Below are 22,617 nucleotides of genomic sequence, written 5' to 3' on the forward strand. Positions count from 1 at the left end.
CCACGGACACCAGCGGTCCTTATGAAACGAAATTCCACCGCCTGACCAGACGCATCCTGCCCCGCCGGGCGGGCCGAACGGAAAAAACAGGGCGGGTCGGAAACCATTCCGCATGGCGCGGATGTGACAATCAAGACATTGACAACCGATTTTCCCGCCGCAGTGATACGCGTTCACATTTCTGCAGACTGTGGTTCCATGTCCTCACTCTTTGCCGTTTCTCTCGCGACGGCGTCCATCGTGGCCGTCGTGCTTCTGATCGGGCGCTACAAGCTCAATCCCTTCATCGTCCTGTTCACCGTGTCCCTGTTGCTGGCACTGGGCGCCGGCATGCCGCCCCAGAAGGCCGTCGCATCCTTCGAGGCCGGGGCCGGGCATGTGCTGGGCCACATCGCCACCGTGATCGCGCTGGGCACCATGCTGGGCAAGATGCTGGCCGAATCCGGCGGTGCGGACCAGATCGCGCTGACGATCACCCGCCTGGCGGGCAAGGGCCGGATCAGCTGGGCCATGATGGTCATCGGACTGCTGATCGGCCTGCCGGTGTTCTTCGAGGTCGGGTTCGTCCTGCTGATCCCGCTGGTCTTCACGCTGGCGCGCCGGACCTCAACGCCGATGCTGCTGCTGGCCCTGCCGATGGGCGCCGCCCTGTCGGTCACCCACGCGATGATCCCGCCGCATCCCGCCACGCTGCTGGCGCTGTCGGCCTATCATGCCGATACCGGCCGGACGATCTTCTGGGGGGTCATCATCGGCACGCCCATCGCGGCCCTGGCCGGCCCGATCTATGCGAAATTCATCACCCCGCACGTGCATCTGGAAGGCACCGCCGGCCTGGCCGAACAATTTTCGAACAAGGACGTCCCCACCAGCATGCCGCCCTTCAGCACCACCGTGCTGACGATCCTGTCGCCGGTGATCCTGATGCTGATCGGTTCGGTGGCCGACCTGGTATCGAGCCCCGGCGGCACATTGAACACGACCCTGCATTTCATCGGAAACACCGATATCGCGCTGCTGCTGGCGACGATCATGTCCTTCTACGTGCTGGGCCTGGCGCGCGGCTTCTCGCGCGAGACGATCCTGCGCTACACCACCGAATGCCTGGGGCCGACAGCGCTGATCATGCTGCTGGTCGGCGCGGGCGGCGGGTTCGGCCGCGAACTGGTCGACAGCGGCGTGTCCAAGGCGATCACCGACCTGGCGCTGGGGGCGCATGTGCCGCTGCTGGTACTGGCCTGGCTGCTGGCGGTGGTGGTGCGCGTCGCCGCCGGATCGGCCACAGTGGCGATGAGCACGGCCTCGGGCATCGTCGGCCCCATCCTGCTGCAAAGCCACGGCACATCGCCGGAACTGATGGTGCTGGTGACGGGCGCGGGTTCGGTCGCGCTGGGCCCGATGAACGATGCCGGCTTCTGGCAGATCAAGGAATATCTGGGCCTTACCGTGGGGCAGACCATCAAGACCTGGTCGGTGATCGAAACCCTGATCGCGGTGCTGGGTCTGGCATTCTGCCTGCTGCTCTCGATCTTCATCCATTGACGCGCGCCGTGTCCGGGCGTGGCGGCCCGGACACGGAGACATGGACAAAAACGACCGGGTTTCCAAAGGGCGCTGCCCTTTGGCAGGTTGCGGGGCAGCGCCCTGAAGCGGGCCGCCCCAGAGTCATTCTTTCTCGGCGAAGGGGTTGCGCGTGCCGCGCAGCAGCAGGCGAATGGGCGTCCCCGGCAGGTCGAACGTCTCGCGCAGGCCATTCACCAGGTAACGCTGGTAATCCTCGGGCAGCAGTTCGGCGCGGGTGCCGAACAGGATGAAGGTCGGCGGCCGGGCCTTGGCCTGCGTCATGTAGCGCAGCTTCAGCCGCCGTCCGCCCACCAGCGGCGGGCTGTGCCGTTCCAGCATCGTCTCGAACCAGCGGTTCAGCGCGCCGGTCGGCACGCGCCGGTTCCACACGTCATGGGCGCGGCGCACCACCGGCAGCAGCTTCTGCACTCCCGCCCCGGTCAGGGCCGAGAACGAAACGACGGGAATGCCGCGCATCTGCGCCAGCGACGTCTCGATCCGGTCGGAAATCGCCTGCCGCGTCGCAATCCGGTCCTCGACCGCGTCCCATTTGTTCAGGGCCAGCACGCAACACCGCCCCTCGCGCTCGATCAGGCGGGCAATCTGCAAATCCTGTTCGTGCACGCCCAGCGTCGCGTCCAGCGCCAGCACGACGACTTCCGCCATCTTCAGCGCCTCGATCGAGGCGGACACCGACATTTTCTCCAGCGAGGCATCGTCGATCCGCGCCTTGCGGCGCAGGCCTGCGGTATCGACCAGCTGGATCGGTCCCTGGTCGTCATGCAGCATGACGGTGACGGAATCGCGGGTCAGGCCGGGTTCCGGCCCGGTGATCATCCGCTCCTCGCCCAGCAGGCGGTTCAGCAAGGTCGATTTTCCGGCGTTCGGCCGGCCGACAATGGCCAGGCGCAGCGGGCCGGCCGGACGTTCGTCCTCTTCCCCTTCTGTGCCGATAATCTCATGTTCGGACGGAGCTTCCCGAACCTCGGGCGGCAGACGGTCCGCGATTTCGCCCATCAGGTCGGACAGGCCCTCGCCATGCTCGGCCGAGATCGCCAGCGGGGTGCCCAGGCCCAGCGCATAGGCCTCCATCGCCGCGGCGGCGCCCTGCCGCCCTTCCGATTTATTGGCGATCAACAGCACCGGCCGCCCCTGACGGCGCAGCCAGACCGCGAAATGCGAATCAGCCGGGGTGATGCCGGCGCGTGCGTCGATGCAGAACAGGACCAGATCGGCCTGCGCCACCGCCGATTCCGACGATGCGCGCATCCGGCCATACAACGTGTCCGGCGCCGCTTCCTCCAGCCCCGCCGTGTCGACCAGGCGTACGGTACGGCCGCGCAACTGGGCTTCGGCCTCCTTGCGGTCACGGGTGACGCCGGGCGTGTCGGCCACCAGCGCCTGCCGTCGCCCGACAAGGCGGTTGAACAGCGTCGATTTGCCGACATTGGGACGTCCGGCGATGACGACCACCGGCAGCGCGCCTCCGGTCAGAACGGGGGGAAGCTTGGCCAATTTGGGACTGAATCCTTGATAAACTGCGAAAGGGCGCACGACGGGATGAAGCTGATCGGGCGCCCCCTTTAAAGCAGTCGCTAGCTATATGCTATCATTTGACCGTCATCGGTCACGATCAACATGCGGCCATCGACCACGATCGGCGCCACCGTCGCAACACCCGGCAGCTTGCCGATCGACAGGATCTCGCCCTTGATCGGGTCGATCGTCGCGAACCCGTTCTCGGGCAGGGTGCTGACGCAGACCAGCTTGCCGTCCGCCAGGATCGGCCCGGTCCACGTCACCGCGTCCTTCTGGGCGTCCACCCGGCGGAAGCGGCGAAGCTGGGTGATCCAGCGCACATGCCCGCTCAACCGGTCAATGCAGGCCAGTTGCTGGTCCAGCGACAGGACAAACAGCCAGGTATCGACCACCAGCAGCGTATTCTGCCCGGCGACCGCCCGTTCCCACAGGCGCCGCCCGGACCGCAGATCCATCGCCACCAGGATCGCCCCGGCGCTGACCGCATAGACGGTGCCGTCGACGATCACCGGCATGCCCCGCACACAGGAAAAATCGACGGTGGATTCCTGGCCGTTCGTGCTGCCCAGCGTGTCGCTCCAGACCACCTCGCCGCTTTCGGCGCGCAGCGCAACAAGGTCGCCCGACCCGAAACCGGCCACCACCACGCCATCCACCACGGCCGGCGCGGGCTGGCCGAAGATGACGGTGTCGGCCGGCGTGGCGGTGTACGTCCACAATGTCTTGCCGGTCGCCGCCTCCACCGCGAACAGCCGTTCGTCGATGGTGCCGAAGAACAGCCGCCCCTCGACGATGGTGGGCGCCGAGCGGCCGGGGGTGCCAGTGTCGATGCGCCATTTCACACGGCCGGTCGCAACATCCACGGCCAGGGTCTGCGCCACGCCATCGACGATATAGAGCGTATCGCCCGCGACGCTGAAGCCGCCGCCCAGATTGCTGGACTTCATCTTCTTCGGCTTGGGTATGAATTGCCACAGCCGGCGCATCCCCGGCCACGAGAAGGCCCGGATTACCCCTTGGGCGTCACCGACGAAGATCCGCCCGTCGCTGACGATCGGCGTTGCCTGCAACACGCCCCGCCCGTTCGAACCCAGCGCCGCGAACGCAAGGAAATCGGGGTCGGAAATGCCCGCGCCGATGCTGTGCGACCACTCGCGCCGCATCGCCCCGCCCCACGCCATGTTGATGCCCTCGTGGCTGGGCACGCGTCCGGGCTGCGCCCATTCGGTGATGGCGGTCGCGGGCGGAATGGAAATGGGGGCATGATCCTCGGGATCGACCATCAGCCCCGCGCCGGTGCTCAGCACGTTGACGCGCTTGCCGGCCAGAAGCTTCTTCTCGTCATCCTCGAACAGGCTGCATCCGGCCAGCATCGGCAGCGTCGCGGCCCCGAGCAGCGCATGCCGGCGGGTCAGAACTTTGTTCATGTCTATCCTGCTCTTCACGGGTTGGGGCCTTACAGGCCGGCGCCATTCAATGTCTGCAGCAGGCCGCCGGCGCGACTGCGCAGCCCGTCGGGCGCATCGGGCGAGGCACTGAGCTGGGCAAGCCGGCGGCGCGCGTCGGCATCATGGCCCTGGCGCAAATCCAGCAGCGCCTCGCATTCGATCGCCAGGGCGCGCCACGGCTTGCCCGTGCCGTCCAGCGTGGCCAGGCGGGAACGCAGGGTGGCAGGGTCGCCGTCGTCGATCTGGTGCTGGACCCACAACAGGCCGGCCAGCCCGCGCAGCAGCGGATCGGCGCCGTCATCGGCCTGCACCTGGTCCCACAGGCCCAGCGCCGCCTTGGCGTCGCCGCTGGACGCCAGCAGCGACGCCCGTTCCAGCCGCGCCATCGTCCGCAGCCCCGCGGGGGCCGAACTCTGGTCCAGCGTCGCCAGGCGCGTCAGCGCGTCCTTCTGCTGCGGGGTCAGGGGCGCCGTCTCGCCCGGCGTGATATTGCTGCTGTCGGCGGCGTGCAGGGCCGCGAAATAGGTCGCCGCCCACGCCCGATCAGCCTGTCGCGCCCGCCACGCCTGGTATTGCCAGCCGCCGACACCCGCGCAGATCACCGCCACCACGGCCACGGCCGCCACCACGTATCGCCGCGCCAGCGCACGCAGCCGCTCCGCGCGCAAATCCTCGTCGACTTCCCTGAAGATGTCGTCAGCCACGTCCAAACCGTTCCCCGCATACGTCGCGCACGGGCCGCCGCCCGTCCGTCCAAGGCGGGACCATAGCCGCGTCGGCGCACGCGGGCAACAAACCCGCGTGATCCATCAATGGCTGTAGCGCGCGGCCCCGGCCTTCAACTGCGCCGTCAGGCGGGAGAAATTGTCGGCGATGCGCTGATGCACCGCCACGCTGGCCTCATGGACATGCGCGATGCGGGTGCGGGCCTCGGCGCTGATCGCGCTTTCCTCGCGGCTGGCGGCGGCCGCGACGCAGCCGTTATAGGTGCGGGCCGCCTTTTCGTACGCCGTCACGCTGTCGATGCTGGCGTTGTAGCGCGCGACGGTCGACGAATCGACCGGCGGCGCCACGGGCTCCCGCCCGCAGGCGGGGGCGGACCACGCCGCCCCGGCCGCCCGGGCCGCCCCCGTCACGCACAAGGACAACGCACAGGCGACAAACAGGCCCGATACACATGCACGCAAGGGACGTCTTCCTTCCTGATCCCGCGTCATGGGCGGGACGATATGACCAACCTTGCACACCTACAGGCCGAACATGACGAAATCAGGGCGCAAAGCGGGCCAGTCGGCTCATCAAGGTGCAAAGCGGGCCAGTCGGCCCGACGGCATGCCCAGGATCGTATCCTCGCGCATCACCGCATGGCCCCGCACGATCGTCGCCATCGGCCAGCCCGTGACCGCCATGCCGTCGAACGGCGTCCAGCCCGCCGGCGTCGCGATCCAGTCGTTGGTGATCCGCCGCCGCGCCTTCATGTCCACCAGGGTGAAATCGGCGTCGTACCCCATCGCGATCCGCCCCTTGGCCTGCAGGCCATAGACCCGCGCCGGCCCCGCGGCCATCAGGTCCACCATCCGGCCCAGCGACAGCCGGCCGGCATTGACATGGTCCAGCATGACCGGGACCAACGTCTGCACGCCGGTCAGGCCCGCCGGGGTGGCGGGCCACGGCCGGGCCTTGGCCTCCAGCGAATGCGGCGCGTGATCGGAGCCGATGGTGTCCACCGTGCCGTTGCGCACAGCCTCCCAGCTCGCCTCGTAATGGCGGCGGTCGCGGATCGGCGGGTTCATGATCGCAAGCGCGCCCAGCGCCTCGTAACACTCCGGCGCCACCTGCGTCAGGTGGTTGACCAGCACCTCGACCGTCGCGACGTCGCGGCAATCGGGCAAATACGCTAATTCCTCGGCCGTCGAGGTATGCAGGATATGGATCGGCCGGCCGGTCCGCCGGGCCAGCGCCACGATCCGCCGGGTGCCCAGGAAAGCGCATTCCTCGTCCCGCCAGACACGGTGCATGTCATACGGCATGCCCGGGGTGAACATCGCCTTGCGCGCCTGCAGGCGGTATTCGTCCTCGGAATGGAAGGCGACGCGGCGGTGGCCGTGCTCCAGGACGCGGCGAATGCCCTCGTCATCCTCGATCATCAGGTCGCCGGTCGACGAACCGGCGAAGACCTTGATCGCGCAGACGCCGTCAAAGCGTTCGTACTCGCCCAGGTGCGGTGTGTTCGCCCGCGTGGCGCCCACATACATCGCAAAATCGACCCAGCTTTCGCGCGACGCGTATTCCTGCTTCCAGCGCAGCATCTCGGCGTCGGTGATGGCGGGCGCGGTGTTGGGCATGTCGAACACCGTCGTCACCCCGCCCAGCGCCGCAGCACGGGTGCCGGTCGGAATGCTTTCGACGCTGGCGTCGCCCGGATCGCGCAGATGCACGTGCGGGTCGATCAGGCCCGGCAGCACATGCAGGCCCGCCGCGTCCACGATCTCGTCCGCATCGTCGGCGATACCGGCGGTCAGGCTGGCGACGCGGCCGTCCCGGACGCCGATGTCGGTCCGGACTTCGCCCCATGGCAGGACGCAGGTGCCGTTGCGGATAATCAGGTCGTAATGCATCGATCCCTCGCAGCCTGTCGTTCCCAGCGACGTACTCCCACAGGCAGGCCGACGGCAAGGCCCGATCGCCCGCGTCGCTTCACCCTTGCAGGAACGACAGCAACCGCGCCTCCAGCCGTCCCGACTGGACGGGCGCACAGAATGACTCCCGCGCCGTCGTCTCCGCGGCCTGTGCCATGGCGTCGCGCATGCCGGGCGCCAGCATGGCCCCCATCGCCTCCGCCAGCGCGGCGGGCGCTCCGGCCGGCACCACCAGTCCCGCCCCCGAGCGTCCTACCGCGCCCTCCAGCCCGGACTGGTCCGAGGCAATGACCGGCACGCCGCGCGCCATGGCCTCGATCGCGACACTGGGCAGGCCCTCGCGGTCGCCACCGGGCGGAACCACGCTGGGGACCAGAAGCGCGATCGCCCGATCCATCTGCGCCCCCAGTTCCGCCGCCCCCAGCCAGCCGGCAAAGCGCACATTGGCCAGTCCCGCCGCATAGTCGCGCATCGCCGGCAACAGGGGCCCATCCCCCGCCAGCATCACGGGAGGAGTGATCCCGCGATCCGCCAGCACCCGCAGCGCGTCGATCAGGACCGGCACGCCCTTCTTGTCCACGAAGCGTCCGGCGAAGACAAAGCGGTCGGCGGGTCCGGCAGCACGGGGAACGGGCTCCGCCCCGATGGGAATGACCTCCAGCAGGCGGGCCGGCACCCCACGTTCCAGCAACCGGTCGCGCACGCCCTCGGACACGCAGACGAACAGCGAGGCGTAGGATTGCAACGCGTGCCAGCGCCTGCGGAACACGGAAGGCGGGAAACCGCGCGCGTAATGGCGGTCCTTGAAGGCGTCGCCCCCGTGGAAGGTCACGACCAGCGGCACGCCCAACGCACGGGCGATCGGCAGCGCCAGCGCGCCGCCACGCCCGAACTGGGCATGTACCAGCACGGGCGACAGGTCGGCGATGTCCCGGGCCGCACCCCAACCGAACTGTTTGAACGCCACCTGACGCAGCGGGCGCAGTATCCCGTGGCCACCCAGAAACCGCACATCGCCCGGCAGGTCGGGCGCCGGAGCATCCCGCCGGCATCCCACCCAGCAGGGCCGCAACGTCCGGAAGCCCATATATTGCCGCCGCATGAAGGCGTGTTCCGAGGGCGGCAACAGACGGTCGCGATAGATCAGGACGGTTTTCATGCGACCACGGACATCGCGCCGTCCGGGACCGGCCCGGCATCGTCCAGCAACCCGATCGCCGCGTCGGCCACCGCCGCGACCTCCAGCCCCGCGATGGGGGCGCTCCCCTCCGGCCCCGGTGCCGCGATGCCGCGGGCACAGCGGCCGACCGGGCCGTATTCGGACATCCGGCTGGGCCCGAACAGCCCCAGCGTCGGGGTCCCCACCGCCGCCGACAGATGCATCAGGCCCGAATCATTGCCGATAAATCCCTGGCAACGCGCCAGCAGCGCCGCCACCTGCGGCAAGGTGAAATGTCCGCCCGCGTCCACGGCGTCGGGCAGCGCGGACAGCACGGCGGACGCCATCGCCCGCTCGGCCTCGCCCGGGCCATACAGGATGACCGGGCGCAACGGGCCGCGCTGGGCCTGCAGCGTCCGGGCCAGCGCCACGAAGCGTTCGGCCGGCCAGATTTTTCCCGCCCAGTTCGCCGTCGGCGCCAATGCCAGCCAGCGTATGCCGTCGGGCAGGAGCGCCCGCGCCTGCGCGCGATCGGCCGGCGCGGTCCACATCACCGGCAGGGGCGGCGGCGACAGGCCCAGCACCCCGCCCAGATGCATGATGCGCGCGCCCTGCCGCCGCCCCCCGCGCATGATCGCCCGCCGCCGCGCGGGCAGGAACAGCGTGACCGCCGAGCCCCGCAGGTCCACGCACAGATCCCACCGCGTGCCCACGCAGTCGCGCCACAGCGACAGCCAGTGCAGGTCGTACCGTCGCTTGGTCACGACGATCGTCCGATCGCGCCGGGGCATGGCGTCGAACAATGCCGCCGCCACCGGCCCGCAGGCGATGGTGAAGCGGGCCTGCGGATAGCGGGCCAGCAGGACATCCAGCAATCCGGTGGACAGGACCGCGTCACCCAGGCGGGTGGAAGTAATAAACAGAATACGCATGCCGCATGAAGCTAGCCCATCGCGCGGCCGGGTGGAATCGCCGACCCGCCATGATCGTACCGCCGCCCTTGCTCGTGGTTTTCCCTTGTCACCACGGACGCGCGCGCTCAGAATCCGGAATTACCATGACACATCTCACTTCCCTGCCGGATCGGACCGTGCTGGCCGTCTCCGGCGCCGACCGGGTTGCCTTCCTTCAGGGACTGGTATCCAACGATGTCGCCGCCGCCACCGCCGGCCAGGCGATATGGGCCGCCTTCCTGACGCCGCAGGGCCGCTGGCTGGCCGACTTCTTCATCTTCGCCGATCCGGGCGGCGAGCGACTGCTGCTGGAGTGCGAGGCCGCACTGGCCGACATGCTGCGCCAGCGCCTGTCGCGCTATCGCCTGCGGTCGGACGTCACGATCGCCGACACCGGCTTCGCCGTCCATGCCGCCTGGGGCGCCGTTCCGCCGATGATCGACTCCGCGATCGGCGCCCCCGATCCGCGCCTGGCCGAAGCCGGATGGCGGTTGCTGCTGCCCCACCCGGCGCCTGGCGCGGCTGACCCCGCGGCCTACGACGCCCATCGGCTGTCCCTGGGCCTGCCCGACGGATCGCGCGATTGCGAGTCCGGCAAGACCCTGCTGCTGGAAGCGAATTTCGAAGCCCTGAACGGCATTTCCTGGACCAAGGGCTGCTACATGGGCCAGGAACTGACGGCGCGGACGCGCTATCGCGGGCTGGTCAAGCGCAAGCTGCTGCCTGTCGCGTCGGCCGCCCTGCCGGCCCCGGGCACCCCCATCCTGCATGAGGGCCGCGAGGCCGGCGTCATGGCCTCGTCCCGCGACGGGCGGGGGCTGGCGATGATGCGGCTGGACCAGATCCATGCGGACCTGCGGATCGACGGCCATCCCATCCACGTCCAGGTCCCGTCCTGGCTGACCCTGCCGGAACCCTGAGAGACGGTTTTAAAACCGTCTCTGAGCCCCGCCGATCGGAAGGCCGCGACGGCTGGACATTCGTCGTTCCATGGGTTCTTGTCCCGCCCATCCGTCACCGCCCGATGCAGGAACGCCGGCCGCCATGACCTATCTTCCGCCCGACGAGGCCACCCGCGCCCGCATGCTCGACACCGTTCGCTTCGACGCGGCCGGGCTGATCGCCGCCGTGGCGCAGCAGCACGACACGGGCGAAATGCTGATGCTGGCATGGATGAATCGCGCGGCCCTGGACGAAACATTGCGCACCGGGCGCGTCTGCTATTTCTCGCGCAGCCGCGACGCCCTGTGGCGCAAGGGCGAGACGTCCGGACAGGTGCAGAACCTGGTTGACGCCCGCCTGGACTGCGACCGCGACGCGGTGCTGCTGCTGGTCGACCAGCAGGGCGTCGCCTGCCACACCGGACGCCGCTCGTGCTTCTTCAACGCCATGCGCCCCGAGGGCCTGGTCGAGACCAGCGCCCCCCTGGTGTCCCCCGACAGTCTGTACGGGCAGGGCTGACCCTGCCCGCCGCCGAGGAGCCATCATGTCCACCAGCCCCGACACCCCACCCGCCAGCAAGATCGTCTGGATTGTCATGACCGTAGTCCTGACGATCGGGATCGGGATCTATGCCATCAAGACCGAATTCGATTCGCTCCGCGCCATCGGGAATGCCCCGGCGGGGGCGCCCGCGACCGAGCCCCCCACGCGCTGATCAGCCGCCGGCGGAAGTCTTCCGCTGGCCCAGCACGGCCAGGATGTCTGCCGCCGCAGCAGCGGCCGGGTCGCCCGTCGGGGCGGCCAGCGCCGTGACCACGGCATGGAAGCCCGCCCGTTGCAGGGCGGCGGCGCGCCCGTCGGTCAGCAGGCGGCGCACCGTCGCGGCCAGCAGGTCCGGGCGGCAGCGTTCCTGCAGCAGTTCGGGCACCAGCCGGTGGCCGGCCAGCAGATTGACCATCGCCACATAGGGCACGCGGATCAGCCGCCGCGCCATCGCCGCCGTCAGCGGGTTGACCCGGTAGGTCACCGCCATGGGCACCCCGGCCAGCGCCAGTTCCAGGGTCGATGTCCCCGATTTCGTCAGCGCCGCCCCGGCCGCCGCGAAGGCGTCGTGCTTGTCGTCGGGTTCGGTCACGATCACCGGCTGGACCGGCCAGCCGGCGACCCCGCGCCGCACGGTGTCGGCCACCACCGGCGACACCGGGACGACGGGCACGATCCCGGGACACATGTCGCGCAGAATCCGCATCGTCGCGCCGAAGACCGGCAACAGGCGCGGCGCCTCGGACCGGCGGCTGCCGGGCATCAGGATCAGCACCGGCGCGTCCGGCGCGATGCCATGCCGCGCACGAAACGCCGCGCCGTCCCCGCGATCGGCGCCGGATTGCAGCACCGGATGGCCGACGAAGCGCGCCTCGAGTCCATGACGGCCGAAAAATTCGGGTTCGAACGGCAGCAGGCACAGCAGCCGGTCCCACAGGCCGGGAAATTCCCGTACCCGGTGCTCGCGCCAGGCCCAGACCTGCGGGGCCACGTAATGGATGCGCGGAATGTCCAGCCCCGCGATCCGGCGCAGCAGCCGCAGGGCGAAACCAGGACTGTCGATCGTAACCACCGCGTCCGGCACGGTGCGGCGGATGTGGTCCACCGCCTGATCCAGGCGACGCGACAGATGGCGCAGGCGCGGCAGGATTTCGACCAGCCCCATGACCGCCAGGTCGCGCAGGGGGAACAGGCTGGCCAGCCCCTCGCCTTCCATGCGCGTGCCGCCGACGCCGGCGAACCGCAGGGCCGGATCGCGGGCGCGCAATGCCGCCATCAGGCGCGCGCCCAGCACGTCGCCGCTGGCCTCGCCCGCCAGAATCCAGATCGTGCGCGGTGCGGCGGCGGTATCATCCTGGGTCATGGGATGGGCCTAACGTTCTTCCACCGCCGGCGCAAACCCGCCCCCGTCACGCCGGGGGCGTGACACCCCGGATGGCGGACCAGCCATGCCGGATACCGGCCTTCACCGCGTCCGGCAGCGGCACGTACTGCAAGGCCCGCGCGGCCGCGTCGCCATTGCGGAACGCCCAGTCGAAGAAGCGCAGCACCGCACCCGCCCGCGCCGGATCGGCTGGGTCGACAGGTATCAGCACATAGGTCGCGGACATGATGGGCCATGCCCCCGCACCCGGCGCATCCAGCAGATCCACCGTAAAAGTCGTCGTGTCGGACCAGTCCGCCGACCGCGCGGCCGCCGCGAAGCCATCGGCGCCGGCGGCGACGAAATCGCCGTTGCGGTCGCGCAGCAGCGCCATGCTCATCCCGTTTCGCGCGGCGAAGGCATATTCGACATAGCCGATGGCCCCTTCGGTATTGCGCACGGCGGCGGCCACGCCGTCATTGCCGCGCGCGCCCTCGCCCGTGGGCCAGGCGACGGAGGTCGCGGCCCCCTGGTCCCGCTTCCACGCCGGCGACATCCGCGACAGGTACGAGGTGAACACGAAGGTCGTGCCCGACCCGTCGGCCCGGCGCACCGGGGCCACCGGAATGTCAGGCAGCGTCAGGTCCGGATTGACGGCTGCGATGCGCGGGTCGTTCCATTCGGTGATGTCGCCCGCATACAGCGCCGCCAGCAGCGGCCCCGTCAGACGCAACTGCCCGGCGCCAAGCCCGGGCAGGTTCACCACCGGCACGACCGCGCCCATCACCGTCGGAAACTGCATCAGGCGGCCGGCGCGCAGACGCTCGGCATTCATCGGCGCATCCGATGCCCCGAAATCGACCGTCCGCGCCAGCACCTGGTTCTGCCCGGCGCCGGAGCCGATGGATTGGTAGTTCAGGGCGATCCCGGTCGCCTGCTTCGCATCCCTGGCCCACGCGCCATAGATCGGCGCGCCGAAGCTGGAGCCCGCGCCGACGATGTCGGCCGCCATGGCGCGCCCGGCGCCCGCCGTTCCGCACAGCACCGCCCCGCACAGCGCCACCACGCGGACCGCCAGCCTGAACGTCCCGATCATCCCGGTCCCCTTTCGCCCCACCCGGCCCCGCCGGATCAACCGCGCAGTACGGCGCCGCAGGCGCGCGACACCGCCGCCACGATCTTGTCGGACACGGCCTCGATCTCGGCATCGGTCAGGCTGCGCTCGACGGGTTGCAGGACGATTTCGATGCCAAGGGATTTATGGCCTTCGGGCACCTTTTCGCCTTCGTACACATCGAACAGGCGCACGCCGGAAATCAGGGTCCGCTCCGCCCCCCGCGCCGCGCGCAGCACCGCGTCCGCCGCCACGTCGCCGGCGACGACGAAGGCGAAATCACGATGCACCGGCTGGAAGGGCGACAGGTCGGGCGCCGCGCGGCGGCGGCGCTTGGGCTCGGCGATCGCGTCCAGGAACAGTTCGAACCCGACGACCGGCCGGTCCAAGCCCCGCCCGGCCAGCAACGCCGGATGCATCTGCCCGAAATAGCCCAGCACGTTACGCGGCCCCTGCCGGATCACGCCCGACCGGCCCGGATGATAATGGCCCGGCGCATCGGCCGTGACCTGCAGGCCGTCGACCGGTGCGCCCAGCGCCGCCAGGACGGCAAAGGCATCGGCCTTGGCGTCCCACAGGCTGACCGGTTCGGCCGTGCGTCCGGGCAGGCGCGGGGTGTGGCCGCTGTACAGCGCGGTCGCCACCTGCGTCTGCCCGTCGGCGGAAAAGCCCGGTCCGACCTCGAACAGGCCCAGGTCGGGGTAGCCGCGCGCCGCATTGCGCTCGACCGCCGACAGCAGATTGACCATCGGCGTCGGCCGCATCTGGTCCAGGTCCGCCGCGATGGGGTTCAGCAGGCGCAGCGCCTCGGGCACCTCGCCGAAGCGGGCGGCGGCGGCCTGCGCCACGAAGGAGTAGCCCACCGTCTCCATCAGGCCACGCGACGCCAGGACCCGGCGCGCGGTGGCCGCGCGCACCTGACGCGGGCTCAGGGCAGGCAGCGGCACGGCGGACAGCGTCGGCAGCGAGACCGGCGGAATGGAATCCAGCCCCCGCAGGCGCAGGATTTCCTCGATCAGGTCGCATTCCGCATCGACGGCCCGCGCGCCGTCCTCGGCCCTGCGCGCCCGCGCCGGGTCCAGGCCGGGCGCCTGGTCCAGGACCATGGGCATGGCGATGTCGTTGCGCCAGGATGGTACGTCCAGCAGCACTTCGTCCGCGTCGCGCTGGCGCACGGCGAAGCCCAGGGCCTCCAGCGCCGTGACGGCCTCGTCGGCGGGAACATCCACCCCGCCCAGGCCGGCGACGCGGGCAAAGCGCAGCCGGGCCTCGCGCTGCCAGGCCGGAGCCTCGCCGGCCGATACCACCTCGCTGGCCTCGCCGCCGCACAGTTCGATGATCATCCGGCTGGCGGCCTCCAGCGCCGCGACCGGCAGGGCCTGGTCCACCCCGCGCTCGAACCGGTGGCGGGCGTCGGAATGCAGGCCGTGGCGACGGCCGCTGAGCGCGATCCGCACCGGGTCGAACAGCGCGCATTCCACGAATACGCTGGTGGTGTCCGCGGTGACGCCCGTCGCGTCCCCGCCCATGATACCGGCCAGGGACTGCACCCCGGCCACGTCGGCGATCACGCAGTCTTCGGGCGAGACTACGATCTCGCGCCCGTCCAGCGCCTGGAATGCCTCGCCCGCGCCACGGCAGACCGTCAGCAGGTCGCCGGTCACGCGATCCGCGTCGAAGACATGCAGCGGCCGGCCCAGGTCGTAGGCGAAGAAATTGGTGATATCGACCAGGGCGGAAATCGGCCGCAGCCCCACCGCCCGCAGGCGGTTCTGCAGCCACTCGGGGCTGGGGCCGTTGCGCAGGCCGCGAATCGTCCGCCCCAGCACCCACGGGCAGGCTTCGGGAAACAGGTTGGCCCAGCCGATCGGCGAGTCGAACGTGCCCTCGACCGTTTCGGCCAGCCAGGGCCGCAGATGGCCGATCCCGGCAGCCGCCAGGTCGCGGGCAATACCCCGCACCGCCAGCGCGTCGCCTCGATTGGGCGTGACGGCGATTTCGATCACCGGGTCGTTCAGCCCGGCGAAATCGGCATAGGACTGGCCGGGGGTGGTGTCGGCGGGCAGTTCGGCAATGCCGTCATGCTCCTCACCCAACCCCAGTTCGCGCAGCGAGCACAGCATGCCGCCACTGGTTTCACCCCGGATCGCCCCGGCTTTGATGGTGATTTCCAGACCCGGAATCCACGTCCCCGGCGGGGCGAAGATCACGGACAGGCCGGTGCGGGCATTGGGCGCACCGCACACCACCTGCACCTCTTCGAACCCCGGCCCGGCATCCACGCGGCAGATGCGCAGGCGATCGGCATTGGGGTGCTGCACGGCCTCGACGATTCGCGCGGTGCGGAAGGCCGCCAGCGCTGCGCCGGGGTCCTCGAGGCCTTCGACCTCCAGCCCGATCGTGTTCAGCTTGGCGCAGATCTCATCCAGCGTCGCGGTGGTGTCGAGGTGATCGCGCAGCCAGGACAGGGTGAACTTCATCGCTCAGAGACCTTCATGCAACAGGGCCGGTGACAGCGGGCTGGTGCCGTAATGGCGCAGCCAGCGCACGTCGCTCTCGTAGAACGAACGCAGGTCCGGGATGCCATGGCGCAGCATAGTCAGGCGTTCGATGCCCATCCCGAAGGCGAACCCCTGCCATTCGCGCGGGTCCAGGCCGCAATTCGCCAGCACGCGCGGATGCACCATGCCGGACCCCAGGACCTCCAGCCAGTCGTCGCCGCCGCCGATCTCGCCGCTTTTGCGCGACCAGCCGATATCGACCTCCATCGACGGTTCGGTGAACGGGAAGTACGAGGCGCGGAATCGCACCGGCAGGTCGGGCTTGCCGAAGAAGGCGCGCAGGAAATCGGTCAGGCAGCCCTTGAGGTGCGCCAGCGTGATGCCACGGTCGATCACCAGCCCCTCGCACTGATGGAACATCGGCGAATGGGTGGCGTCATGGTCGGCGCGATAGGTGCGGCCCGGCGCGATGATGCGGATCGGCGGCTCCTCGCTCAGCATGGTGCGGATCTGCACGCCCGAAGTCTGGGTGCGCAGCACGCGCTCGCGGCCCTGATCCTGGGCCGGCAGGTAGAACGTATCCTGGTCGGTGCGCGCCGGATGATGGTCGGGCGTGTTCAGCGCCGAGAAATTGTGCCAGTCGGTCTCGATGTCCGGACCCTCGGCCACGCGGAAGCCCATCGCGCCGAAGATGGCGGCCATTTCCTCCATCGTGCGGCTGATCGGGTGAATCATGCCCGCGCGCTCGGGTGCCGTCGGCAGGGTGACGTCGACACGCTCCGCCGCCAGGCGGGCGTTCAGGATCTCGGCCTCGATCGCCGCGCCGCGCTCCTCGATCGCGCGGGACAGTTCGTCGCGCAGGCGGTTCACCGCGGCGCCACGCAGCTTGCGTGCGTCGGGCGTCATCCGCCCCAGTTCCTTCAGCAGCGCGGTCAGGCGTCCGGACTTGCCCAGCGTTCCCACGCGGACGGCGTCCCATTCCCGCCGGTCGGCGGCCACGGCCAGGGCGGCCAGCGTCTCCTGCCGCAGGGTCTCGAGATCGTCGCTCATGGCACCTCGCTCGGGCTTCGGCACCGGCTGGGCCGGTCATGCCGCATAATCGGTTCGTCGCAGATGGTCCGTCGCGCGGCGTGACGACAGGCGCAAATCAACCGCAAATCAACCCTGTTGATTTTGCGCACGCGGCAGATACAGGCTCCGCCCCGCCGAATAAAGCCCCCAAATGCGAAACGGGCCACCCTTGTGGGGTGGCCCGTTCCGTAAAACGCAGATCGCGAGGGGCGCCGGTCAGGCGGCGGCCAGCGCGGCCTGGGCCTGCTTGACGATCTCGGCGAAGGTGGCGGCATCGTCGAACGCGATGGCGGCCAGCACCTTGCGGTCGATCTCGATCCCGGCCTTGTCGAGGCCATAGATGAACTTGCTGTAGGTCAGCCCATGCTCACGGACGGCCGCGTTGATGCGCTGGATCCACAGGGCGCGGAAATCGCGCTTCTTGTTCCGACGGTCACGATAGGCATAGCGCAGGGCCTTTTCCAGGCGCTCCAGCGCGATGCGATAGTTGGTCGAGGACCGGCCGCGATAGCCCTTGGACTGATCGAGAACCTTCTTGTGACGGGCGTGGGTGGTCACACCCCGCTTTACACGTGCCATGTCTCAGGTGCTCCTTATGCCAGCCCGTAGGGGGCCCACTGCTTCACAGTGCGGCCGTCCATCTCGGTCAACGTCTGCGAACCGCGGTTCGTGCGCTTCATCTTCTGCGAACGGTTGATCAGGCCATGGCGCTTGTTGCCCGGCCCCGCCAGCACCTTGCCGGTCGCGGTGATCTTGAACCGCTTCTTGACCGACGACTTGGTCTTCATCTTGGGCATTTTCATCTCCTTCATCTACAGGCTGCGGCCGCAGTGCGGCACTCAGGCAGCGGTCACGGCCGGGCATGCCCATTCCAGGCCCGGACGCGCGAACAGGGGGCTGCCTATAGACAAGGCACGCGGTGCGATCAAGCCCCTCGCGGCACGAATCGTCCCCCGCCGCGCCGCAGGGTGGAAAATAGCGCCGCACCGCCCCATCTGTGCCCGCATGACCCGACGATTCGACGCCCGTGCGTTCCATCTCTCGCTCGCCGATGCCGTGCCGCCGCCGGCCCTGCCGCCGCACCTGCGCGCCCTGTGGCACGACGCACGGGGCGAGTGGGGCCACGCACACGGCCTTGTCGAGGACGGCGCGACCCGCCCCGCCTGCCGCGTTCACGCCTACCTGCACCGGCGCGAGGGCGATGATGCGAACGCGGCCTATTGGTACCGCCGCGCGGGGGAATCCCCCTGCCGTGAACCGCTGGACAGGGAACGCGACGCCTTGATCCGTCTTTATCTGGAAGCCCTCCCCGGGATTTGACGGCCGACGACGGGGTGGACGGCAGCGTTGTGCAAAAACCCTCTCGAAGCCGCCGGGGGGAACACGATAGAGCGTAGCCCCCCTTCCCTGTCAGGACACTTCTTCATGCCGGCTCTCGACAATTCGACCCTCGGCCAGCTTCCCGCCGCGATCATCGTCCCGACCTATGACAGGGCCGCGATCCGACCCGGTATCGCGCATATGAGCGTGGGGAATTTCCACCGCGCCCATCAGGCCGTCTATCTGGACCGCGTCCTGGCCACTCCGGGCAACACGCAATGGGGCATCCTGGGCATCGGCATCATGGACGACGCGCGCGAACGCGCGAAGGCCAGCGCCCTGCGCGCCCAGGACGGTCTTTATACACTGACCGAATGCCCGGCCGACGCCCCCGACACCGTGCGCGTCGTCGGCTCGATCGTGGACTATCTCCACGCCCCGGACGACCGGGCTGGGACGATCCGCCGCCTGGCCGACCCGGCGATCCGCATCGTCAGCATGACGGTCACCGAGGGCGGCTATTATGTGGACGAGGCCGGGCAGTTCCAGTTGGACCATCCCGCGATCGCCGAGGACCTGGCCCGCGACGTGCCTCACACCGTCTTCGGCCTGCTGACCGAGGCCCTGCGCCTGCGGCGCGATGCCGGCGTCGGCCCCTTCACCATCCTGTCCTGCGACAACCTGCCCCATAACGGCCACGTCGCGCGCACCGCCTTCCTGGCCTGGGCCCAGGCCCGCGACGCGGCACTTGCCGAGTGGATCGCGGCCCACGTCACCTTTCCCTGCACCATGGTGGACCGCATTACCCCCGCCGTCCGCGATGCCGACATCGCGCGACTGGATGCCGCCAGCGGCGTCGACGACCGCGCGCCGGTGTTCTGCGAGGATTTCATCCAGTGGGTGGTCGAGGATTCGTTCTGTGCCGGACGTCCGCCGCTGGAAGCCGCGGGCGTCCTGTTCACCAGGGACGTGGCGCCCTACGAGCAGGTCAAGCTGAGGATGCTCAACGCCTCGCATTCCATGCTCGGCCTGCCGGGCGTGCTGATGGGCTATCGCATCGTCAGCGACATCATGCGCGACCCCGACGTCATCGAACTGGTCGAACGCTATCTGGGCTTCGATGCCGAACCGCTGCTCGGGGCGCCGCCGGGCATGGAACTGCATGATTATGGCGCCCTGCTGCTGCGCCGCTTCCGCAACCAGGCGATCAGCGACCAGTTGCTGCGCATCGCCTCGGACAGCGCGTCGAAACTGCCGGTCTTCGTCAAGGACACCGCCACCGGCACGCTCGCGCGCGGGGGCAATCCCGTCCGCATCGCCTTCCTGCTGGCCTGCTTTGCCGAATATCTGCGCGGCACCGACGACAGCGGGGCTGCTTATACCGTGACGGAACCCCATCTGACGCCGGACGATCTGGCGCTGGCCGCCGATGCCGATCCCGGCCGGGCGCTGGGCATGTCGGTGTTCGCCGGATGGGGGCTGGAGGACCATCCCGCCTTCGTCGCGCTGTTCGTCCGCCTGCGCCGCGCCATCCGCGCCGACGGCACCCGCCCCACCCTGCACGCCATCATCGCCCAACCCGGCTGAGTTCAACCCGACGGAGCCACGCCCGAACCTGATCACGAAATTGTGAATAAGCCGCCACCGGGCAGAACCAATGCGCCCGGGGCGGCGATCCATTCCGCAATCCGAAGGTTATGGTCGCAGAGAAACGCAACCCACTGCCGCGTCGCCGCCAGGACCATGCGGATCGGGAACGGACACCGCCACAACACGTTAACTTGACCGGTCAAAAAGTTACGGGCTTGTCACGCAATTCGGATCGAATTTCCACAGCAAGTTGGGTTTCCAATGAACAGTTCACAAGGATTGCGCCCGGTGGTCGTGCTCACCGCAGTGGTCTGCGCCCTGATCGGGCTCTACCTGCTGGCCGGCGGCGTCTGGCTGACCGCGCTTGGCGGGTCGGCCTATTACGTCGTTGCCGGCCTCATGCTGCTGGTAACGGCCGGATTGCTGTTCCGGCGCCGGCAGGAGGCCCTGTGGGTCTACGCCGCCCTGCTGATCGGCACCATGATCTGGGCCGTGGCCGAGGTCGGGTTCGATTTCTGGGCCCTGGCCCCGCGCGGCGACATCCTGGTCCCGCTGGGTGTCTGGCTGCTGCTGCCCCCCGTCACCCGCGGGCTGGGCCCGGCAAGCCGGGCCGGGCTGCTGCCGCTGGCCGCGAGTGTCGGCGCGGCGGTCGTCGTGGTCGGGGCGGCCCTGCTTCAGGACCCGCAGGACATCGCGGGCAGCCTGCCGCAGGTCGCGCAGAACGCGCCGACGCCGGGTGACGCGGGCCAGATGCCCGACGAGGACTGGCAGGCCTATGGCCGCACCCAGTTCGGCGACCGGTTCAGCCCGCTCAAGCAGATCACGCCGACCAACGTGCATGACCTGAAGGTGGCGTGGGTGTTCCGCACCGGCGACCTGAAGGGACCGCACGATCCGGGCGAATTCACCGACGAGGTCACGCCGATCAAGATCCGCGACACCGTCTACCTGTGCTCGCCGCATCAGATCCTGTTTGCGCTGGATGCCGCCACCGGCAAGCAGAAATGGAAATTCGATCCCAAGATCGCCTACAACGCGACCTTCCAGCACATGACCTGCCGCGGCGTCTCGTACCACGAGACCGCGGCCGACGCCCAGACCATCGACGGCGCCCAGGCCCCCGTCGATTGCCCCCGCCGCATTTTCCTGCCGACCAATGACGGACGCCTGTTCGCCCTGGACGCGGAAACCGGCGAGCGCTGCCACAATTTCGGCGATGACGGCGCGGTCGACCTGAAGGCCGGCGAAGTCGTCCAGACCCCCGGCTTCTTCGAGGCCACGTCGCCCCCGGTCGTCACCGACAAGCTGGTCATCATCTCGGGCGCGGTGATGGACAATTACTCGACCCACGAGCCCTCGGGCGTGACGCGCGGCTTTGACGTCTATACCGGCCGGCTGGTCTGGGTGTTCGACGCGGGCAACCCCGACCCCAACGAAATGCCCTCCGACACGCATCATTTCGTGGGCAATTCGCCCAACTCGTGGATCGTGTCGTCCTACGATCCCAAGCTGAACCTGATCTTCATCCCCATGGGCGTGCAGACACCCGACATCTGGGGCGGCAACCGCGACGCGGATTCCGAACGCTATGCCAGCGCGATCCTGGCGCTGAACGCCGACACCGGCAAAATGGCCTGGTCGTACCAGACCGTGCACCATGACCTGTGGGACATGGACATCCCGGCCCAGCCCAGCCTGGTGGACATCCGCACCGCCGGCGGCGACATCGTGCCCACGCTGTATGCCCCGGCCAAGACCGGCAACATCTTCGTCCTGGACCGCCGGACCGGCACCCCGGTGGTGCCCGCGCCGGAAACCCCGGTGCCGCAGGGCGCGGCCCCGGGCGACCATACCTCCCCCACCCAGCCGTTCTCCGAGCTGACGTTCCGGCCGAAGAAGAATCTGACGGACGCCGACATGTGGGGCGGCACGATGTTCGACCAGCTGATGTGCCGCATCATGTTCCATCGCCTGCGCTACGACGGGCCGTTCACCCCGCCGTCGGTGCAGGGCACGCTGGTCTTCCCGGGCAATCTGGGCATGTTCGAATGGGGCGGCCTGGCCGTCGATCCGGTGCGGCAGATCGCCATCGCCAACCCGATCGCGATCCCGTTCGTGTCGCGCCTGATCCCGCGCGGACCGAACAATCCGGCCAACCCCGACGCCTCGCAGCCCTCGGGGTCGGAAACCGGCGTCCAGCCGCAGTTCGGCGTGCCCTTCGGCGTGACGCTCAGCCCGTTCCTGTCCCCGCTGGGCCTGCCGTGCAAGGAGCCGGGCTGGGGCTTCATGGCCGGGATCGACCTGAAGACCAACAAGATCACCTGGATGCATCGCAACGGCACGACCCGCGACAGCGCGCCGGTGCCGCTTCCCTTCAAGGTCGGCATTCCCAGCCTGGGTGGACCGCTGACCACGGCGGGCGGCGTCGCGTTCCTGACCTCGACGGCGGATTACTACATCCGCGCCTACGACGTCACGACCGGCCAGCAGCTCTGGCAGGATCGCCTGCCCGCCGGCGGCCAGTCGACGCCGATGACCTACGCCGTGAACGGGCGCCAGTTCATCGTCACGGCCGACGGTGGCCACGGTTCGTTCGGCAGCAAGCTGGGCGACTACGTCGTCGCCTACGCCCTGCCCGAGGGGCACTGACCCTCGGCCGCCCCCCGGGCACCGCCCGGGGGCAGCCGGCCCGGCACCTGCCGGGCCGGGACTATCCGGAATGTGAACATGATAAGGGCCGGATTTCCGGCCCTTTTTCATTTCAGACGGTTGCGCGCGCCCTTAAACGAACGTCATAATATGACACGGGGTGTCGAATCGCGCGATCCAGGAACCGGCGCCCCGTCGCATGACAGACCCCGCGCGCCCCTCC

General features: G+C 69.2%; 20 protein-coding genes. 7 read left to right on the plus strand and 13 right to left on the minus strand.

The window, feature by feature from the left end:
- The first annotated feature begins 198 nt into the window (after positions 1-198).
- On the plus strand, positions 199-1,542 hold the full coding sequence (locus tag HLH34_RS07700) for a GntT/GntP/DsdX family permease (RefSeq protein WP_183119038.1): 1,344 nt from the start codon (positions 199-201) through the stop codon (positions 1,540-1,542).
- Between the two features lie 123 nt (positions 1,543-1,665).
- On the opposite strand, the gene der is transcribed toward HLH34_RS07700, so the two are convergent.
- From der to HLH34_RS07735, 7 genes are all read right to left on the minus strand, one after another.
- Complete coding sequence (der, locus tag HLH34_RS07705) at positions 1,666-3,078, minus strand: ribosome biogenesis GTPase Der (RefSeq protein ID WP_183119039.1); 1,413 nt, start codon at positions 3,076-3,078, stop codon at positions 1,666-1,668.
- Positions 3,079-3,158: 80 nt separating this feature from the next.
- Complete coding sequence (locus tag HLH34_RS07710) at positions 3,159-4,529, minus strand: PQQ-binding-like beta-propeller repeat protein (RefSeq protein WP_183119040.1); 1,371 nt, start codon at positions 4,527-4,529, stop codon at positions 3,159-3,161.
- Between the two features lie 29 nt (positions 4,530-4,558).
- Positions 4,559-5,254 (minus strand): tetratricopeptide repeat protein, encoded by a 696-nt coding sequence (locus HLH34_RS07715; protein WP_183119041.1) that lies wholly within the window; start codon positions 5,252-5,254, stop codon positions 4,559-4,561.
- 105 nt (positions 5,255-5,359) lie between these two features.
- Positions 5,360-5,737, minus strand: coding sequence for a hypothetical protein (locus HLH34_RS07720; RefSeq protein ID WP_183119042.1), 378 nt, complete (start codon positions 5,735-5,737; stop codon positions 5,360-5,362).
- A 111-nt stretch (positions 5,738-5,848) separates the two neighbouring features.
- On the minus strand, positions 5,849-7,168 hold the full coding sequence (locus tag HLH34_RS07725) for a dihydroorotase (RefSeq protein WP_183119043.1): 1,320 nt from the start codon (positions 7,166-7,168) through the stop codon (positions 5,849-5,851).
- Between the two features lie 79 nt (positions 7,169-7,247).
- Positions 7,248-8,348, minus strand: a complete 1,101-nt coding sequence (locus tag HLH34_RS07730) for a glycosyltransferase (RefSeq protein WP_183119044.1) — start codon at positions 8,346-8,348, stop codon at positions 7,248-7,250.
- Positions 8,345-9,280, minus strand: coding sequence for a glycosyltransferase family 9 protein (locus tag HLH34_RS07735; protein WP_183119045.1), 936 nt, complete (start codon positions 9,278-9,280; stop codon positions 8,345-8,347). The genes HLH34_RS07730 and HLH34_RS07735 overlap by 4 nt, the downstream gene beginning before the upstream one ends.
- Before the next feature lie 125 nt (positions 9,281-9,405).
- Between HLH34_RS07735 and ygfZ the strand changes: the two genes are divergently transcribed.
- From ygfZ to HLH34_RS07750, 3 genes are all read left to right on the plus strand, one after another.
- Positions 9,406-10,221, plus strand: coding sequence for a CAF17-like 4Fe-4S cluster assembly/insertion protein YgfZ (gene ygfZ / locus HLH34_RS07740; RefSeq protein WP_183119046.1), 816 nt, complete (start codon positions 9,406-9,408; stop codon positions 10,219-10,221).
- Positions 10,222-10,345: 124 nt separating this feature from the next.
- The gene (gene hisI / locus HLH34_RS07745) at positions 10,346-10,762 is read left to right on the plus strand and encodes a phosphoribosyl-AMP cyclohydrolase (protein ID WP_183119047.1); all 417 of its coding nucleotides are present in this window, start codon (positions 10,346-10,348) and stop codon (positions 10,760-10,762) included.
- 25 nt (positions 10,763-10,787) lie between these two features.
- Entirely contained in the window at positions 10,788-10,958 is a 171-nt protein-coding gene (locus HLH34_RS07750; RefSeq protein ID WP_183119048.1) for a hypothetical protein, read from the plus strand.
- Here HLH34_RS07750 and lpxB read toward each other — a convergent pair whose 3' ends face one another.
- The 6 genes from lpxB to rpmI form a co-directional block, all read right to left on the minus strand.
- Positions 10,959-12,149 carry a lipid-A-disaccharide synthase gene (gene lpxB, locus HLH34_RS07755; RefSeq protein WP_183119049.1) on the minus strand — a complete coding sequence of 397 codons (1,191 nt, stop codon included), beginning with the start codon at positions 12,147-12,149 and terminating at the stop codon, positions 10,959-10,961.
- 46 nt (positions 12,150-12,195) lie between these two features.
- A complete protein-coding gene (gene pstS / locus HLH34_RS07760; RefSeq protein ID WP_183119050.1) occupies positions 12,196-13,245 on the minus strand; it encodes a phosphate ABC transporter substrate-binding protein PstS in 1,050 nt (349 codons plus the stop codon).
- Positions 13,246-13,280: 35 nt separating this feature from the next.
- Positions 13,281-15,743: a phenylalanine--tRNA ligase subunit beta gene (gene pheT, locus HLH34_RS07765; protein ID WP_183119051.1), complete on the minus strand. Its 2,463-nt coding sequence runs from the start codon at positions 15,741-15,743 to the stop codon at positions 13,281-13,283.
- 3 nt (positions 15,744-15,746) lie between these two features.
- Positions 15,747-16,814, minus strand: coding sequence for a phenylalanine--tRNA ligase subunit alpha (gene pheS, locus HLH34_RS07770; RefSeq protein ID WP_183119052.1), 1,068 nt, complete (start codon positions 16,812-16,814; stop codon positions 15,747-15,749).
- A gap of 237 nt (positions 16,815-17,051) precedes the next feature.
- The gene (gene rplT, locus HLH34_RS07775; protein WP_182953530.1) at positions 17,052-17,414 is read right to left on the minus strand and encodes a 50S ribosomal protein L20; all 363 of its coding nucleotides are present in this window, start codon (positions 17,412-17,414) and stop codon (positions 17,052-17,054) included.
- A gap of 14 nt (positions 17,415-17,428) precedes the next feature.
- On the minus strand, positions 17,429-17,632 hold the full coding sequence (gene rpmI, locus HLH34_RS07780) for a 50S ribosomal protein L35 (protein ID WP_012554749.1): 204 nt from the start codon (positions 17,630-17,632) through the stop codon (positions 17,429-17,431).
- Between the two features lie 208 nt (positions 17,633-17,840).
- Here rpmI and HLH34_RS07785 point away from each other — a divergent pair, with 208 nt between their 5' ends.
- The 3 genes from HLH34_RS07785 to HLH34_RS07795 all read left to right on the plus strand — a co-directional run bounded on the left by HLH34_RS07785 (position 17,841) and on the right by HLH34_RS07795 (position 22,394).
- A complete protein-coding gene (locus HLH34_RS07785) occupies positions 17,841-18,155 on the plus strand; it encodes a hypothetical protein (RefSeq protein WP_183119053.1) in 315 nt (104 codons plus the stop codon).
- A gap of 105 nt (positions 18,156-18,260) precedes the next feature.
- On the plus strand, positions 18,261-19,742 hold the full coding sequence (locus HLH34_RS07790; RefSeq protein ID WP_183119054.1) for a mannitol dehydrogenase family protein: 1,482 nt from the start codon (positions 18,261-18,263) through the stop codon (positions 19,740-19,742).
- A gap of 264 nt (positions 19,743-20,006) precedes the next feature.
- The gene (locus HLH34_RS07795; RefSeq protein ID WP_183119055.1) at positions 20,007-22,394 is read left to right on the plus strand and encodes a glucose/quinate/shikimate family membrane-bound PQQ-dependent dehydrogenase; all 2,388 of its coding nucleotides are present in this window, start codon (positions 20,007-20,009) and stop codon (positions 22,392-22,394) included.
- Positions 22,395-22,617: the final 223 nt, after the last annotated feature.

It is taken from the genome of Gluconacetobacter azotocaptans, from assembly GCF_014174355.1.
Taxonomy (GTDB): Bacteria; Pseudomonadota; Alphaproteobacteria; order Acetobacterales; family Acetobacteraceae; genus Gluconacetobacter; species Gluconacetobacter azotocaptans.